The organism is Nitrospirota bacterium (genome assembly GCA_040755395.1).
Lineage (GTDB): Bacteria > Nitrospirota > Nitrospiria > Nitrospirales > Nitrospiraceae > DATLZU01.
The window spans coordinates 1-16,968 of sequence record JBFMAX010000013.1 but is presented as its reverse complement, the minus strand read 5'-3'; the positions used below and the strand labels follow the sequence as shown (position 1 = coordinate 16,968).

The 16,968-nt window shown below is 63.4% G+C and carries 14 protein-coding genes; 7 read left to right on the top strand and 7 right to left on the bottom strand.

From position 1 onward, the window contains the following. Positions 1 to 53 precede the first annotated feature (53 nt). The 3 genes from AB1555_16120 to ettA form a co-directional block, all read right to left on the bottom strand. The gene (locus tag AB1555_16120) at positions 54 to 683 is read right to left on the bottom strand and encodes a DUF4276 family protein (protein MEW6248219.1); all 630 of its coding nucleotides are present in this window, start codon (positions 681 to 683) and stop codon (positions 54 to 56) included. 3 nt (positions 684 to 686) lie between these two features. After that, positions 687 to 1,781 (bottom strand): AAA family ATPase, encoded by a 1,095-nt coding sequence (locus AB1555_16115; protein MEW6248218.1) that lies wholly within the window; start codon positions 1,779 to 1,781, stop codon positions 687 to 689. A 109-nt stretch (positions 1,782 to 1,890) separates the two neighbouring features. Further along, the gene (gene ettA, locus AB1555_16110) at positions 1,891 to 3,573 is read right to left on the bottom strand and encodes an energy-dependent translational throttle protein EttA (protein MEW6248217.1); all 1,683 of its coding nucleotides are present in this window, start codon (positions 3,571 to 3,573) and stop codon (positions 1,891 to 1,893) included. Between the two features lie 212 nt (positions 3,574 to 3,785). Between ettA and AB1555_16105 the strand changes: the two genes are divergently transcribed. Further along, entirely contained in the window at positions 3,786 to 5,033 is a 1,248-nt protein-coding gene (locus AB1555_16105) for an MFS transporter (GenBank protein ID MEW6248216.1), read from the top strand. A 152-nt stretch (positions 5,034 to 5,185) separates the two neighbouring features. Then, the gene (locus AB1555_16100) at positions 5,186 to 5,941 is read left to right on the top strand and encodes a lipid-binding SYLF domain-containing protein (GenBank protein MEW6248215.1); all 756 of its coding nucleotides are present in this window, start codon (positions 5,186 to 5,188) and stop codon (positions 5,939 to 5,941) included. Positions 5,942 to 6,054: 113 nt separating this feature from the next. On the opposite strand, the gene AB1555_16095 is transcribed toward AB1555_16100, so the two are convergent. The 4 genes from AB1555_16095 to AB1555_16080 are packed head-to-tail and all read right to left on the bottom strand — an operon-like array spanning position 6,055 to position 9,299. After that, a complete protein-coding gene (locus AB1555_16095; GenBank protein ID MEW6248214.1) occupies positions 6,055 to 6,774 on the bottom strand; it encodes a hypothetical protein in 720 nt (239 codons plus the stop codon). A 4-nt stretch (positions 6,775 to 6,778) separates the two neighbouring features. After that, the gene (locus AB1555_16090) at positions 6,779 to 8,245 is read right to left on the bottom strand and encodes a protein adenylyltransferase SelO (GenBank protein MEW6248213.1); all 1,467 of its coding nucleotides are present in this window, start codon (positions 8,243 to 8,245) and stop codon (positions 6,779 to 6,781) included. A gap of 19 nt (positions 8,246 to 8,264) precedes the next feature. After that, the gene (locus tag AB1555_16085; GenBank protein ID MEW6248212.1) at positions 8,265 to 8,912 is read right to left on the bottom strand and encodes a carbonic anhydrase; all 648 of its coding nucleotides are present in this window, start codon (positions 8,910 to 8,912) and stop codon (positions 8,265 to 8,267) included. Positions 8,913 to 8,921: 9 nt separating this feature from the next. Then, on the bottom strand, positions 8,922 to 9,299 hold the full coding sequence (locus AB1555_16080) for a DUF2294 domain-containing protein (protein MEW6248211.1): 378 nt from the start codon (positions 9,297 to 9,299) through the stop codon (positions 8,922 to 8,924). Between the two features lie 397 nt (positions 9,300 to 9,696). Here AB1555_16080 and AB1555_16075 point away from each other — a divergent pair, with 397 nt between their 5' ends. The 5 genes from AB1555_16075 (at position 9,697) to AB1555_16055 (ending at position 16,737) form a co-directional block, all read left to right on the top strand. After that, a complete protein-coding gene (locus AB1555_16075; protein ID MEW6248210.1) occupies positions 9,697 to 11,397 on the top strand; it encodes a proton-conducting transporter membrane subunit in 1,701 nt (566 codons plus the stop codon). Next, positions 11,394 to 12,701: a proton-conducting transporter membrane subunit gene (locus AB1555_16070; protein ID MEW6248209.1), complete on the top strand. Its 1,308-nt coding sequence runs from the start codon at positions 11,394 to 11,396 to the stop codon at positions 12,699 to 12,701. Before AB1555_16075 ends, AB1555_16070 begins: the two co-directional genes overlap by 4 nt. Continuing rightward, entirely contained in the window at positions 12,689 to 15,934 is a 3,246-nt protein-coding gene (locus tag AB1555_16065; GenBank protein ID MEW6248208.1) for a DUF2309 domain-containing protein, read from the top strand. The genes AB1555_16070 and AB1555_16065 overlap by 13 nt, the downstream gene beginning before the upstream one ends. A gap of 58 nt (positions 15,935 to 15,992) precedes the next feature. Continuing rightward, a complete protein-coding gene (locus AB1555_16060) occupies positions 15,993 to 16,334 on the top strand; it encodes a P-II family nitrogen regulator (GenBank protein ID MEW6248207.1) in 342 nt (113 codons plus the stop codon). A 133-nt stretch (positions 16,335 to 16,467) separates the two neighbouring features. Continuing rightward, positions 16,468 to 16,737, top strand: a complete 270-nt coding sequence (locus AB1555_16055; GenBank protein MEW6248206.1) for a hypothetical protein — start codon at positions 16,468 to 16,470, stop codon at positions 16,735 to 16,737. Positions 16,738 to 16,968: the final 231 nt, after the last annotated feature.

The following is a 16,968-nucleotide window of genomic DNA, read 5'->3' as shown; positions in this document are numbered from 1 at the left end:
TCACTGAAGCCAGTTGTAAGTCCGACCCGTAAATTCTGCTGCTCGTAAAGAACTTACTCGCTGAGAGATTCCAAGAAGGAGATCCATTCGTTGAAATGAGGACATTCTGTACGGATCTTGTCCAGGCCAATTCGTTCGGCAATCTGCGGCCCATGAAGCGCTTTTTGGTACTGTGGGTACACGCCAGAAATCCTCATATGTGCGGCAGTGCTTGAGCTATCGTTGATCTCTTCAGGAGTCCTATATTGGCTGCGAATGCCGCGAAACATCTGCTCAAGGCCTTGCCCACCGGGTAACCCCGCTGCCATGTCGCCTGGTGAAGCAAACAGAAGGTTCTCGAACTCATGCAGGGTAAGGTGGGGTCGGAACTTTTGATTGCTAATATCAGCACCGATTGCATTCTCGACGAACCGTACATGCTGATAGCAATCGCTGCCCTCAGGCTCGCTTCTCCCCGGGAAACTGTTTGGAAGTCCGTAGTAGTCGAGCATCGTTGTCACAAGCGCGGCACTTGCGTCTCCCAAGAGTCTGAACAAATCTTTCCGCACCTTGCTGTACTTTCCTTGTCCATTCCAACCGATCGGGTGAAGAAAGATACCTCGCTGTTCCAGATACGGAACCATCAACTGCTTGACGAACCGTTCCTCCGTTGGACCCTCCACGTACACGAAGACCTTCTTCACCCTTTATGGCCTGCCGCCCAACAGGTTCTTCTCCCAGAGGTCTCCGATCCTATAGTCTTCGAGCCAACCCTTGATTTCCTCAACGTCCAAACGCCTAAACGCGGACTGCCGTTCGACTCTCTCGACCACAACGATATCCTCGAGATCCAATTGATTCACTAACGGCACCGATTGCGTTGACACCACTACCTGAGTCCGTCGTGAAGCGCTTTTCAACAGAGATGCCAGCACGACGATAGCGTATGGATGAAGCCCAAGTTCCGGCTCATCGATGAGCACGGTCGAGGGCGGAGTCGGCTGCATCAGCAAAGTCACGAGACACATGAATCGCAACGTCCCATCGGAGAGATGGTATGCCATGAACGGGTAATCGGACCCTCTCTCCCTCCACTCGAGGCGAATCATATTCTCGTTCAGAGGATCAGGTCTGAGGACAAAGTCATCAAAGAACGGCGTCACCTGGCGGACGGTGTCACGAATCGCCTCATAGTGATCTCGCTGTCGGCTTTCTCTCAGGCGAAAAAGGAACGCGGCAAGGTTCCCGGCGTCTGGTCGGAGGAACAGGTTATCGTTGATTTCCCCGGACTTCTTCACGGGGGCTGTTTCGCTGGTATCGTGGAAGTGATAGACCTTCCAGCTTCTTAAAGCATCGCTGACGTAGCCTTGAACCGGTGAACCCGGAGGCCTTTCAGCTTCACTCAGTTTACTCTCACGATGCCCAGAACCGAGAGGTTCACGATGGCCAGAGGGAGCAGTTGTATGATCACCCCAAAAACGGCACAGTTCCTTTGCAAAAAACAGAGACCCGTCGGCAGTCGCGGCCCAAGAACAGGAGTAACCGTTCTGTCCAAAGTAAAGGTCGACATCAATCTGCTTCGTCGTCTTTTCACCGAAGTATAGAAAGGTCCCGGCTCCGCCGGCCTTCGCAACGGCATTCTGGAAATTGCCCATGACCATCTGGTTGAGCAGGTGGAACAACGCGATGAAATTGCTTTTCCCTGCTCCATTAGCTCCGATCAGCACGTTCAGCGAGCGTAATTCGAGATCGAGCTCTCTTATCGACTTGAAACCCTTCAGTACGATCCTTTTGAGCTTCATAGCGTCAAGATGGGGGCAAACTCTGGTATCTGTCCTCCGCTTTCGATGCTTTCCGTTCGCTGCTGATGTCGTAAGCCTCGCATAGAGTAAACCATCTAGAAGAACGGGTCTAGCCCCTGGTCAGTTTCCGATACCGGATCCGGTGCGGCCGTTCGGCTTCTTTGCCGAGCCGCTTCTTTCGGTCGGCTTCATATTCGCTGTAGTTGCCTTCGAACCAGACGACGCGGCTGTCGCCCTCGAACGCCAGGATGTGGGTGGCGATACGGTCCAAGAACCAGCGGTCGTGGCTGCTCACGACAGCGCAGCCGCCGAAGGATTCGAGGCCCTCCTCCAACGCGCGCAGGGTGTTCACGTCGAGATCGTTCGTCGGCTCGTCTAAGAGGAGAAGGTTCGCGCCTTCCTTGAGCATCCGCGCGAGATGCACCCGGTTCCGCTCCCCTCCCGAGAGGTCCTTCACCTTCTTCTGCTGGTCGGCGCCGCTGAAGTTGAATCGCGCGCAGTACGCCCGCGAGTTGACCTCGACCTTGCCGAGCTTGATCGTGTCGTTCCCGTCGGAGATGACCTCCCAGACGGTTTTGTTGCCGTCGAGCGTGCGGTCCTGGTCCACGTAGCCGAGCTTCACGGTCTCGCCGAGCCTGATCGTGCCCGCGTCCGGCTTCTCCTTGCCGACGATCAGCTTGAACAGGGTTGTCTTGCCGGCGCCGTTCGGTCCGATGACGCCGACGATGCCGCCGCGCGGCAGGCTGAAACTGAGGTTTTCGAACAGGACCTTGTCGGCGTAGGCCTTGCTGACGCCTCTCGCCTCCACCACCACGTCGCCGAGGCGCGGCCCCGGCGGAATGTAAATCTCCAGGTCCTCGGCCCTCCGTTCCTGCTGCTGGCTCACCAGCTCTTCATAGCGGTTGAGCCGCGCCTTGCCCTTGGCCTGGCGCGCCTTGGGCGACATCCGAATCCATTCCAGCTCGCGCTCCAAGGTCTTCCGCCGCTTGGATTCGGCCTTCTCTTCCTTCTCCAGCCGCGCCTGCTTCTGCTCGAGCCACGACGAGTAGTTGCCCTGAAAGGGAATCCCGTGGCCGCGATCGAGCTCCAGGATCCAGCCGGCCACGTTGTCGAGAAAGTACCGGTCGTGCGTGACGGCGATGACCGTGCCCTTGTACTGCTGCAAATGCTGCTCCAGCCACTGCACCGATTCGGCGTCGAGATGGTTCGTCGGTTCGTCGAGCAAGAGGATATCCGGTTCCTGGATCAACAGGCGGCAGAGCGCGACCCGGCGCTTCTCCCCGCCGGAGAGCGTGCCGACCTTCTGATCGGCCGGTGGACAGCGAAGCGCGTCCATCGCGACCTCCAGCTCGTTTTCCAGCTCCCAGCCGTTGGCCGCCTCGATCCGTTCCTGAAGCTGCGCCTGCCTGTCCAACAGTTTTTCCATTTCCTCGGGCGAGGCCTCGCCGATCCTGTTACTCACGTCTTCGTATTCTTTCAGCAGGGCGATCACGTCCTTGCGACCCTCTTCGACGACCTCCTTCACTGTCTTGGTCGGATCGAGCTGCGGTTCCTGTTCCAGCAGTCCGACCGTGTAGCCCTTGGACATCGTGATCTCGCCGAGATAGCCTTTCTCCGCGCCAGCGATAATGCGCAACAGCGTGCTCTTGCCCGACCCGTTCAAGCCCAGCACGCCGATCTTGGCGCCGTAATAGAAGCCCAGATAAATGTCCCGCAGCACCTGCTTTTTCGGCGGATAGACCTTGCCGACGCCGATCAAGGAAAAAATCACCTGCTTGTCGTTCGCGCTCATGGATTCCGAACCAATCCTTTCTTCCGCCGTACTCTCGGAGAGCGTCCGTTTGACTGTCCGACGACTCACAACTGAGCCGGCAGCGCGGTAGTCTAACACAGCATCGGTGTGGACGACAGGGCGCAAACGCGTCCCCTGTCTGTAGGTCACGTGATATGGTACACAGGAGCAAGGCCAGAACCATTTCCGTTTCATCAATCCGAGATATCCTCTTGAACGAGCACCTGCCTTCCGCATCGCCCTGGCGCGCCTTGAGCCATCGCAACTTCGCCCTCTTTGCGGCGGGCCATGGGTTTTCCCTGTGCGGCTCCTGGATGCACAGCCTGGCGCAAGCCTGGCTCGTCTATCGGCTGACGGAGTCGCCGCTTCTCCTGGGCGTGACGGAATTCCTCGCCCGGGCGCCGATCCTCTTCCTGTCGCTCGCGGCCGGCCTGGTGGCGGACCGAGTCCCTCGCTATCGGCTGATGGTCCTCACCCAAACCCTGTTGCTGCTCCAGGCGGCGACCCTGGCGGCGCTCACGCTCACCGGCCTCGTGACGGTCCCCTGGATTCTTGCGCTGGCGCTGCTGATGGGTTTGATCAGCGCGCTGGAAATTCCGACCCGGCAGACGTTCATGACCGATCTGGTCCCGTCGCCGGATATCCCGTCCGCCATCGGATTGAATTCCTCGATGTTCAACGCCGCCCGGATCGTGGGCCCTTCCATCGCGGGCGTGCTCGTCGCGACCGTGGGCGAAGGCCCCTGCTTCCTGATCAACGCCCTGAGCTACCTGGTGGTCCTCGGCTGCCTGAAGGCGATGCGGATCGCTCCGCTTCCGCCTCTCCCGCCGGGCGACGCTGCGAGCCAGCTCCGCGAAGGTCTGACCTATGCCCGCACAACTCCTCACGTCCGCGCGGTGCTGGCTGCGGTCGCCGTCGTGAGCGTCGCCGCCATGCCTTTCGCCACGCTCCTGCCCGTCTTCGCAGGTGAAGTGCTCCGGGTCGGCCCGGCCGGGCTCGGCTGGCTGATGGCCGCAACGGGCGTGGGCGCCTTGACCGGCGCGCTCAAGCTCGCGCGCCGGCCCTCGGTGACCGGCCTCGCCTCATCCATCTGCCGCGCGGTGACCCTGTTCGGCGGCAGCCTGCTTCTGTTCGCCGCCAGCCGGTCGCTGTGGCTCTCCCTCCCGGCCCTGGCCGCGATCGGCTTCGCGATGGTCGGCACTTTGGCCGCGAGCAACACGCTGCTGCAATCGCTCGCGCCGGACGGCATGCGCGGGCGGGTGGTCAGCCTCTACACCACCGCCTCGCTGGGGCTCACCGTCTTCGGCAGCCTGTTGGGCGGCATCTCCGGCGCGTGGATCGGCGCGCCGCTTACGGTCGCCCTCGGCGGGCTGGTCACGCTGGCCGCGGCCGCCGGGCTGCGCCGGGCGCTGCCCGGGCTCCGTCGTCACGCCGAGCTCGAGCGCCTTCCGGTTCCGTAATTCACGGCCGCGCCTCGATGATCAACACGGACGCATGACCACTTCGTTCCGCCGCGGGGTTGCCCAAGGCCGGGCCGTCGGCGACAATAGCAGAACGCCGAGAAGTGATGGTCCCGTGATGCGAGGCGAACATCGCGCAAGATGGAGGGGTCATGTTCAGACCGCAGGGACAGGCATTCCGAGTCTTTCTTCCGAGACCCATCGCCCGGCCTGTCGCGAGGCTTTTCCTCGCCGTCGCCTTGACCGCGTTATCGGGGACGGTACCCGATTCGACGTGGGCCGAGGATCGCGAACAACAAGACCTGGTGGATCGTGCGCGGATGACCCTGGAGGGCTTTCTGGCCGATTCCAACATGAGCTGGTTTCGGGATCATGTGAAGGAGGCCAAGGGTCTGTTCATCGTGCCCCAGTTTTTGAAGGCCGCCTTCTTCTTCGGCGGCGCAGGGGGAAGCGGCGTCTTGCTGGTTCGGGACGAGCAAACCGGCGGGTGGAGCGAACCGGCGTTCTACACGATGGGGGCCGGCAGTTTCGGCTTCCAGTTCGGCGCGCAGGCCGCCGAAGTGATTCTGCTCATCATGACCAAGAAGGGCGTCGAATCCATGCTGACCAGCACCTTCAAGCTCGGCGCCGATGCCTCCATCGCCGTCGGGCCGGTGGGTGCCGGCGTGGAAGGCGCGACCGCTCCCAACCTCAGCGCCGATCTGCTGTCCTTCGCGCGGGCCAAAGGCCTCTTCGCGGGCGTGTCGTTGGAAGGCGCCGTCATCGCCTTTCGGGACGAGTGGAACAGCTCCTACTACGGCAAGACCGTTCGGCCCGCCGATATCCTCATCCGCCGCGAGGTGAACCATCCCCACTCGGCGGGCCTGCGCGAAGCGGTGATGAAGGCCACGGCGGGGAAAGACAAATAGCTGTCAGTCGTCAGTTCTCAACTTCCGGAACTGACAGCCGAGAGCTGTAAACTGTTCACTGAAAACCCGCTCTGCGCCGTCGGCGCCTGTGAGTTCAAACGCCGCGATCTCGCTCATGTTCGATTCAGCACGCTTCTGATGAACGCGCCGAGCTGCGTCACGACCCTATCCGGAATTTCGTGACCCCCTCGAAAGCTGTGCCACTCCACCCGCAGCCCGGCCTGCGTCAATTCATCCCGCAGCCGCTCGGCCATCAGATGCGGCAGGATGTGATCGTGTGTGCCGTGGCTCTGGAAGACCGGCAGTCCTCGCCGTTTCGGCATCAACGGCGCCCACTCATCCTGAGCTAGTAACGTGCCCGAGAGCAACACCAGTCCGGCGAACGGATCATCCGTCCTCAACATCACGTCGCAGGCCAGCATGGCGCCCTGCGAGAATCCGCCGAGGACGGTCTTCCTGGGATCGACCCCGAAACGACGCTCTAACTCCTTGAGCATCGCCAGCACCCCCTGTCTCGCCGCGGGCAGGCCCTTGGGTACTTCCCGCGACAAATCACGGAAACGGCCCGCGGCGATGTCCTGGTTGACCCGGTTCCAGTCGATCATCCACCAGGCCCGGGAGTCGCCGAAACCGAGATTGAGGGAGAGCGGCCCTTGGGGAAAGACGAACCGGGTCCCGGCCGGGGCGCCAATGGCGTCCCCGAGCGAGACGAGATCATCCCCGGGCGCGCCGAACCCGTGCAGTAGGATGACCACCGGGCCATGCCCTTCGCCTTTCCCATCCGTCCCGCCGGTGATCCGGATCGTCACCCCGCCGAATTGCTCGATGCGCATGCGATCACGAAGAGCAGCTCACGATCAGATGCTTGCCCCAGTCAGGCGGAGCGGCGGCGTAGGGTTCCATGCCCGGCTGGTCGGTGTAGGGATCTCGGAGAAGGGTCAGGAGGCGGTCGATCTCCGAGAAATCCTTCTGTTGCGCCTTCTCAATGGCCTGCTGGGCCAGATAGTTCCGTAACACGTACCTCGGGTTGATCCGGCTCATGCGCCGCTGGCGTTCTTCATCCCGGCTGTCCTCCTCGCGCAGCCGCGCGGCGTACCGCTGGGCCCATGCGTCGAAGGCGTCGCGATCCAGAAAGAAGTCGCGCACCCGAGAGGGAAGAGCGAGGGGCCTGAAGTCGCCCAGCGCCCTGAAGACCATCGTATAGTCCGCGCGGCCTGCCTGCATCAGCGCGAGCAGATCGTGGATCAGGGTCTCGTCTTCCGATCTCGATTGTTCCAGGCCCAGCTTCGCCCGCATCGAGTCGAGATAGCAACGGTTCAGCGTCGTCTCATAGGTGTCGAGGGCGGCTTTCAGCTCTTCTTTCGGCGCCAACGGGAGCAAAGTCTGTGCGAGGCAGCTCAGGTTCCAGAGACCGATGTACGGCTGCCGGTCGAAGGCATAGCGGCCGTTATGATCGGAATGGTTGCAGATGAAGCCGGGATCATAGTCGTCCATGAACCCAAACGGCCCGTAATCGAGCGTCAGGCCCAGGATCGACATATTGTCGGTGTTCATCACTCCGTGGGCAAAGCCGACAGCCTGCCACTTGGCGATGAGCTGCGCCGTCCCCGTCACCACGTCGTGGAACCATCGGGCGTAGCGGTCGTCGGCCCTGCGCAGATGCGGGAAATGCTGCTCGATCACATACTCGGCGAGAAGCTTGAGTTGCTCGTGTTGCCGGCGGTAGTAAAACACCTCGAACGTGCCGAAGCGCACATGCGAGGGCGCCATCCGCAGCAGCATCGCGCCGGTCTCGACCTGTTCGCGATACACCTTGTCGTCGCTGCCCACGATACACAGCGCGCGCGTCGTGGAAATGCCCAGCCCGTGCATCGCCTCGCTGCACAAATACTCGCGGATGGCCGACCGCAGGACCTTGCGCCCGTCGCCGTCCCGTGAAAACGGCGTCTGCCCGGCGCCTTTCAAATGCAGATCCCACTTCTCCCCGCGTTCGTCGCGCACTTCCCCCAGCAGAATCGCCCGCCCGTCCCCGAGTTGCGGCACATAGACCCCGAACTGATGGCCGGCGTACAGCATCGCCAGCGGCTCCATGCCGGGCACCAGCAGGCTGCCGCCGAAGACGCCGGTGAACTCGGGCCGCCGCGCTTCCTCGGGATCGAGATCGGTCAGCGCCGCGGCGGCGGGATTGAAACTGACCAGATAGGGCGGATGGTCGAACGGGGTGGGATTCAACTTGGCGTAGAACGCCTCCGGCAGGCGGGCGTAGGTGTTGTCGAAGCGCAAGGTTTCCAGTGTTCGGGGCATGGCCTGAGACCAACGGACATTATCGCCCGGCTCGACGGTTGTCCGGCCGGACGTCCAACAGCGACACGAACCGGTCCTTGTCGAAATCGTACGCCCAAACGTCGCCGGTCGCGATGGAATAGACCCATCCGTGCAGCTCCAGGGCACCCCTCCGCAACCGGGCTGCGACGGTCGGGTGCGTCTGCAGATGCTCGACCTGGATGCGGACGTTTTCCTGGATGGTGGCCACCAGCAGGGCCTCGCCGTTGAGGTGGGCGTAGTTCTCTTTCACCACACGGCGGGTGGCCTCGGCCTGCGTCAGCCACGCTTTGACCGCCGGCAGATCGCCGACCTGGTCCGGATCGAGCAACGCCTTCACCACGCCGCAGTCCGTATGCCCGCAGACGATGATGTTGCGGACCTCCAGCACGCCGACCGCGTATTCGATCGTCGCGGTGGTGCTGCCGACGGTGGCGCCGTAGGACGGCACCAGGTTTCCGGCGTTCCGCAAGATAAACAGCTCGCCCGGCTCCGTTTGGGTGAGGAGACAGGGATCGATTCTCGAGTCCGAGCAGGTAATGAACAGCGCCCGGGGATGTTGCTGATGCGCGAGCCGGTCGAACAGCCCCTTCTTGGCCCGAAAGACTTCGGTCTGGAATTTCTTGAATCCCTCAATCAGCTTTTGCATGGCGCACCTTCAGCGGAAGCTGGATTCCAGATCGCGATCGAGCGTGAACACGAACACCCGCTCGCCCACCTGGGCGTCGATGTCCGTGAAGAGCGCGACCGTGCTGGCCCCGGTGATCTCGCTCACCTGGTCGAACAGCCTGTCCCGTCCCTGCGCGATCAGATTCTGTCGCAGCCGTTTCACCATGTCCACGCCGTCGGGCGTTTTGGCGAGTTGTCGCTCCGCCGGCGTCAGGACGCCTTTCAAGCGGACCACGACCATGTCCCGGACGATGAAGGCCCGCACGTCGTCCGGGCCTCGTCCCATGAACTCCTGCTCGAACTTGATGACCGCATTGCGAATGGCGGCCTCGACTTCGCCTTTGGTGCGCTTTTCGGGGTGATTCATCGATCCTCGCCGGCCGGAAAGGGCGGCTTGGATTATAAAGCGTTCCGTCCCGCGCATCGACAACTATTCCACTCGCGGCTCGGGTATGGGCCATGGGCCTTAAGACCTAGACATGGGACGAAATTTCTTTTGCCGCCGCCGCGAGTCTCAGCTATAAAGAGCAGCATCGCAAGACGCGATGGTGCCCCGCTCCCGATCTCCCCTCGGAACCGGTGGACCCATCCGAGACTGTGTGTCGGAATTCAGACGGCGGTAGGGCGGCCGGCTTCGTCGACGGTCGGTTGCAGTGCAAGCCAGCCGGATTCCCTCGCGGAGGGACCGGTTGGCTTTTGTTTTTTGGGCCCTTGTTTGTCCCGCGAACGAGGCGCCCGTCCCGCGAAAGGACACGACGCCGGGCATGTCGCTCTTGATCCTCGTCCCGCTGTTGCCGCTGTTGACGGTCTTCTTTGTCCTGATCGGGGAGCCCGCGACGCAGCATCACCGCGCAAAGCTGGGCGTGGCGCCCATGGCCGCGGCCTTTCTCGGCGCCATCGCGACGTTGGGTGCCGTCGTCTCGTATGGACCAGTCGACATTCGATTCTATGATCCCGCCTCCGCCGGGACTCTGGGCCTCCCGCTGGGTTTCCGCATCGACCGGCTCAGCGCGGTCATGATGGTGCTCATCGCCGGGGTGGGCGCGGTCATTTACCGCTACTCCGTCGGCTACCTGTATCAGGATCGCGGCTACCGCCGGTTTCTGGCGCTCATCGGCTTCACGACCTTCGCCCTCCTGTGCATGGTGTCGAGCGCCAATCTCCTCATGCTCTTTGTGTGCTGGCAACTGCTGAGCTACCTGCTCTATTTGCTCGCGCACAACCTCTCTCATGCCGCCACGCTCGAGGGCGCGTTCAAAACGTTCACGCTGCTGCGCGTCGGCGATGTCGCCTTTCTCGCCGGGATCGTGCTCGCGCACTCGCTCTACGGCACCCTGGAGTTCGACGAGCTCTTCGCGCGGGCCGCCGAGACGCCGGGCGCCTTGGTTCTTGCGTCCGGCGTCGAGGTCGGCGGCCCCACCGCGGTGACGCTGCTGCTGTTTGTCGGCGCGATGAGCAAGTCGGCGCAGTTTCCTCTTCATATCTGGCTTCCGCGCTCCCTGTACGCCCCGACGCCGGTCCATGCGTTGCTGCATGCCGGCATCATCAACGCCGGGGGCTTTCTGATGAACCGCCTCGCGCCCCTCTACGGGTTGAGCTCCACGGCCCTTCACGTCGCCTTCGTGGTCGGCTCGCTCACGGCGATCCTCGGCGCGGCGATGATGCTGGCGCAGAACGACATCAAGAAAACGCTCGGCTTCTCCACCATCGGCCAGATGGGCTACATGATCATGGAGTGCGGCCTGGGCGCGTTTTCGCTCGCGATCTTCCATCTCATCGCGCACGGGCTCTTCAAGGCGACCGTCTTCCTCAACTGCGGCAACGTGATTCACAAGGCCCGGCAGGAGCCGGTCTTGCCGCCCGTCGCCCGTCCGCCGGAGGAAGCCGAATTTTCCCGGCTCGCCTGGTCCACGGGATTCGTCACGACTCTGCTGATCCCGCTGGTGATCCTGCTGGTGACCCACGGCATCTTGCGCATCCCGATCCGCGACTCCCAGGGGACCGTGATTTTCCTGTTCTTCAGTTGGGTCACGTCGTCCCAGGCGATCCTGACGCTGACCCGCCTGCGGGCCGTCGCCTCATGGAAAGTGTCCGCGGCCATGCTGGCGACGCTGCTTGTCGTCGTGTTCACCTACCTGTTCGCCGCCGAATCCTTCACCACCTTCCTCTATCCCGATCCGGCGGAGACGGCCTCGTACTTCCGGGCCGCCGCGCTGCCCGGCTTCCTCTTCGACGGGCTCGTCGCGACCACGACCCTCCTGATCGTCCTCGGGTGGTTTTTCCTGTACGCGCGAACGCGCGGGCGGCCGGTGCGGATGCCGGCCTGGGCGGAACGGGGCCATTCATATCTGTACGTGCTGTTCATGAACCGCCTCTATCTTGATGAGCTCTACGCTAAGCTGGGCCGGGCCGTCATGCGCGCAGCCGACCGGCTCGACCGATGGTCTTGGGGGAGGATGTCATGACGGCTTGGGCGACTGCGCCTCTGCTGGTCGTCGCAACGCCCGTCCTGGGCGCGGCGCTGGGGCTGCTCCTGTGGGGCAACCCGCGGGTGCTCAAGGTCTGGGGGCTCCTGGTCGCCGCGGCGAGTCTCCTCACGGTGTGCTGGAGCTTCGGGTCGCTCTCCGCCGCGGCCGAAGGGCTGCCGTTTCTCTTGCTTCCGCCTCTGGGCGCCTTCGTGTCGCTGCTGGGACAACCGGCGCATGGGAGCAACCGAACGGCCTGGTTGCTGACCCTGCTCTTGCTCGGAATAGGGCTGGGCGCGCTCGCGGGGGAAGGTCCTCTAGGGCAGATCCTTCTGCTGCTCGTTCTCGCGCTCGTTGCGCTGCTCCTGTCCGTCCAAAGGGCCCTTCCCGAGCCCGCTGCCTGGTGGGGGATCGGGACCCTCGGCCTCGGCGTCCTGAGCCTCGCGACCGCCCTCCTCGCGGCTCCTCCCGTCTCCTCCCTCGCCTTCGTCGTGGGCTGCGCGATCGCGCTGCCGCTCGTGCCGTTTCACCACGGCTACCTTGCCGCCGTCACGGGACTGCCGGGCAACCTGCCCGCCTTTCTCGCCCTGCTCCTGCCGGTGCTCGGGTTCCACGGGCTGCGTGGGGCGATTCCCCACTGGCCGGACGCGCTGGCGCAGGCGGCGGCGGGGCTGGCTCTCGCGGGAACCCTCTACGGGTCGCTGAAAGCGCTGGCTCAATCGCGTCCGGCCGCGCTCATCGCTTACGGCGATCTGGCGTTCCTCTCCATTCTGTGGTGGTACCTGGCCGAGACCCGCACGGCCCCGCCCCAGACGGCCGTCTACCTGAGCGCGGTCGGGCTGGCCGGCGGCGGATTGCTGCTCGCGTGGTACGCCCTGCGCGCCCGTTACGGCGACGTTGATCTTCGGGCGTTGAGCGGCCTCGCGCGCCCGATGCCTCGCTTCGCCGTGGCGCTCTCGCTCCTCGTGCTCGCCGCGCTGGGTCTGCCGCCCTTCGGCGTGTTCTCAGGCTTGGTCGGCATGCTGCTCGCGCCGTCCCATACCGCGACCAGCGGCCTGATCGTCGTCGTGATCGCCTGGCTCTGCGCATCCTGGTATTTCTTCGATCTTGCGCACCGCCTCCTGTTCGGCCAGGAACGAACGACCCTGCGCCATCAGGATCTGCGGGGTCCCGAGTCGGCTTCGCTCGCCCTCGTGATCGCCCTCCTGCTGATGCTCGGCGTGATGCCGTCCCGGCTGTTCGAATCCGGCCCTGCTCCGCCACAGCGAACGGTCACCCTGGAGTTTCCCGCATGGACCAGGTAGCGCGCGGCATCGACACGGAAACCCGCCGCATGGAATTGCGCGGCATCGTCCGCGTGGCCGGCGAAGTGATCGCGCACTATTGGCCGATGCGCACGTTCGTGCACCATAATCCGCTGCACAGCCTCGAATATCTGCCGTTCGACGAAGCGGTCGCGCGGGGCGCGCGGTTCCTCGGAGGGAGGGGCTATCTCACGGGCGACCTGTATCGGCGCTATCTCCGATCCGGCCGGATTCGCCTCCATCATCTCGAGGAGGCGTTACGCCCGTTGGCCCGCGAGCAGCACGTGATCGTCGGCCCGTGCCGCATCGCACATCGCGAGGTCCTACGGGCCTGCCTGACCCATGGGTTGTGCGCACTGCCGGACGAACCGCTCGACGCCCTGGTGGACGGCGGACCGAACGAGGACCTGGTCCGCGCCTTGGCCGACCATCTGGCTCCCGCGGTGTCGGTCCCGCCGGTGTACGACCAGATGGCCGCGGCGGTGAAAGAGGACCTCTCGTCCTTAGGACGCGCCCTGACCCTGTCGAGTTGGTGCGACCGCACCTGCGGCACGTCCATCGTCGCCCAGGTCAACAGTGAAATGGTGAAGTGGTGCGAAGCCTTCTTGGACGAAGGCCACGCCGCCTGGTCGATGCCGGGGCGGGAACGGGGGTTCTATGTCGCGTGGAAATCCCTTGCGGCGCGGGAGTGGTCGCCCTGCGGCATTGCGGACAGTCGGCGGAAAATCGAGGCGCTGCCCGAACACCCCGAGGACGCCGTGTTGGAGAGCCTGGACATCCTCGCCGTTCCCCACGAGCTTCGGCAAGACTACCTCTCGCTCCAACTCACGGCGCTCCCCGGCTGGCCCAGCTTCATCAAGTGGCGCGAGGAAAGGCCCGACTATGCCTGGCAGCAGGCGTGCCCGATCAGTCTCGTGAAATTCCTGGCCGTCCGCCTCTGGTATGTGCGCGAACTGGTCCGGAAAGTCTGTCGCGATGAGCTCGGCATCGAGGGGACCTTCACCGCGGTGACGCGCTACATGGAGCAGCACCCCGAAGCGTACTTCTTGCGCAAGGAACGGGCCGCCGGACGCTTGCCGGCCCCCTATGTCGACCTGGTCGATCGGCTGGCCCGCCGGGGCGACGACGGGTGGAAAGAGGCAGCCGACCGCGTTCAGACGGAGATGGGCCCGCGCCGGGATCGGGCCTTCCGGTTGGCGACGGCCCGGCGCCTGCTGGCGCTGGCTCAGGCGTTGGACATCGTGCCGACGGTCCTGCTGGAGGGCACTCCGGATCATCTGGCCATGCTGGCGCGCTGGATGGACGAGTTCCCCGAATCGGCCCACGGTTCCCTCTGGCTCAAGGCATTCGAAGCCGGGTACCACGACCAGGCGTTCGGCCAACTTATGCGGACGGCCTCCCTTTCGCGCACGAGCGAGCGGGAGGGGTCCGTTCCGGTCAGACCCCAATCTCAATCGGTCTTTTGCATCGATGTGCGATCCGAGCCGTTCCGGCGTCATCTGGAATCGACCGGCGCGAACGAGACCTATGGCTTTGCCGGGTTCTTCGCCGTTTTCATTCGGTTCCGGGCATGGGGGAAGGACCATGAGACCGAACAGTTTCCTGTGATCATGCGGGCCAAGAACGAAGTGCGCGAGTTTCCCCGCAGTTACCTCGATCACATGGTGCCCAAGCATGAATCGAGAGCCAAACTGGTCCATGCGGGACACACCCTGTTGCACGATCTCAAAGAGAACGTAGTGACTCCCTATGTCATGGTGGAATCGCTGGGCTGGTTCTACGGTCTCCCCTTGTTCGGCAAGACCTTCTTCTCCGCGTGGTATCGCCGCTGGACCGCCTGGCTGCGCCGGATTTTCGTGCCGCCCATCGCCACCACCGTGACCGTCGATAAACTGACCCCGGCGGACACCGAAGAGATGGTCGTCGCGGAACAGCGGGCGATCGTCTGGAAGGCCTTGCGCAATGAGCTCGGCCTGCACGGCTCGCGGGTCTCGCCCGAACTGGTGGAAGCCCTGCGCCGGCGGGCGTTGAACGGCGACGGAGCGCTCGACGCCCAGGTGCCGGATCTCGTTCGGCGCACCGGGCTGCCGCCGGACGCGCTGGCGAACTTCGTGGAGACCCTGCGCCGACGATACGACGTCAATCATCGGGCGGCCTCGCGCCAACGGGAACGGATCACGCGAACCGGCTTCACGCTGGAAGAGCAGGTGTTCACGGTCGAGACCGCGCTCCGGATGATGGGCCTGACCCGCAACTTCGCGCGGCTCGTCTTGTTCTGCGCGCATGGGAGCACCTCGGACAACAACCCGTTCGAGTCGGCGCTGGATTGCGGCGCCTGCGGCGGCAACGAAGGCAAGCCCAACGCCCGGGTGCTCGCCGGAATGGCCAACAAACCGCAGGTCAGGGCGCGGCTCGCCAAGAACGGGATCGACATACCTTCCGACACCTACTTTCTCGCCGGTCAGATCGACACGACGACGGACGAGGTGCAACTGTTCGACCTCGAAGACGTCCCGCTGACCCACCGGAAGGACGTGGCCCGCTTGCTGGATGATTTGCGGGAAGCCGCTCGGCTGACCAGCCAGGAGCGGTGCACCCGCTTCCCGGATCTGGCGCGGACGCCGTCCATTCCGCAGGCGGTCGCGCATGTGCGCGACCGAGCCGCCGACTGGAGCCAGACCCGGCCGGAATGGGGGCTGTCCGGCAACGCGGCCTTCATCATCGGGCCGCGCGAACTGACGAAGGGCCTCGACCTCGGCGGACGCGTGTTCCTGCATTCGTACGACTACCGCGAAGACCCGACCAGCCGCCTTCTGGAAGTCTTGCTGACGGCGCCGCAAGTCGTGGCGCAATGGATCAATATGGAACATTATTTCTCCACCGTGGATAACGAGGTCTACGGCAGCGGCAGCAAGGTGTATCATAACGTCGTGGGACGAGTCGGGATCATGTCCGGACCCTGGAGCGATCTGCGGCTCGGCCTGGCCTGGCAGACGGTGATGAACGGCGAGGTTCCCTATCACGAGCCCGTGCGGCTGCTGACCGTGGTCGAGGCTCCCCGCGCCAACATCGAGAAGCTGATCGCGCGGCACGAACTGTTGCGGCACCTGTATCATCACGAGTGGGTGCACCTCGCCGCGCTGGATCCATCGGATGGAGCCTTGTATCGCTATGGGCCGACGGGCGAGTGGAGCCGGGGCACCCGTTGCGATTTCCTTGCAACGGGTCGCTGACGGCGCGCACCGGTCCCGGTGCCCCCGCACTGGATTGGAGAGGAAAGGAGCCGACCGCATGAGCGCCCTCACGCTGCATCCCATGAAGGAGATCCGTGTCATCGTCGCCGGAGAACACCGGGCGTTCGTCACCGACTTGTTGGACAGGGTGAACGCGACCGGGTACACGATCATCGGCAATGTGTCGGGGAAAGGCCATCATGGGTTCCGCGAAGCGCATTTCATGTTCAGCGAGCAGGAAAGCCTGGTGATGATCATGACCGTCGTCCCGGAAGAAAAGGTCGAGCCGATTCTGGCCGGACTGCGACCCTTGTTCGAACGACACTCCGGCGTGATGTTCGTCGCGGACGTTGCCGTCAGCCGGCGGGAATATTTCGGGAAAAAGGACAGCGGGGGCTAACCCCGGATTCGATCGGCTTGGGTCGGGCGAGAAGCGCGCGTTGAGTCGCGCGGTCATCTACCCGGCCTTGTCTTTCACCGATGGGTTTGTCTAGAATGAGCGCCTTGGCCGGCCGGTGGAATGGAGGCTTCGCGTGAAGGGCTTACGATTTGAGCGAATCGGCAGAGACCGGTACTACAACGTCATTTTTCACGTGGGTTCGACCTACGTGCCGGTGAGCGAGGAGACGATCGAGGAGTTGAAGGCGCAAAGCCTGCTGCCGGCCGAGCGGTTTCTCGACTTGCTGCTCGACAAGGTCGGCTATTCTTCCTACCTCAAAGATCAGATCCGCGCGGAGCTGAAAAGCGCCGGCGACCCCGTCACCCAAATCACGGTGCTTCAGGGCGCGATCCGAGACCTGTAGAAGAAATGAGGAATGTGGAATTTTTTGAAGAGCGTCTCTCCCCGCGTTCCTCAGCCGGCATTCCTCATTCCTAAATTCATCATTCCTCATTCCACATTCCTCATGAGGTATAGTCAGAAAGTGTGGAAATAGGAAAAAGGCGGTGGCAACCTTTCGGGTGACCAAACCCAGCCGGAGGCATTCCGGCCATGAAAGGAGGCACCGCCGTGAAGGAGCAGAGCACAGCACCGG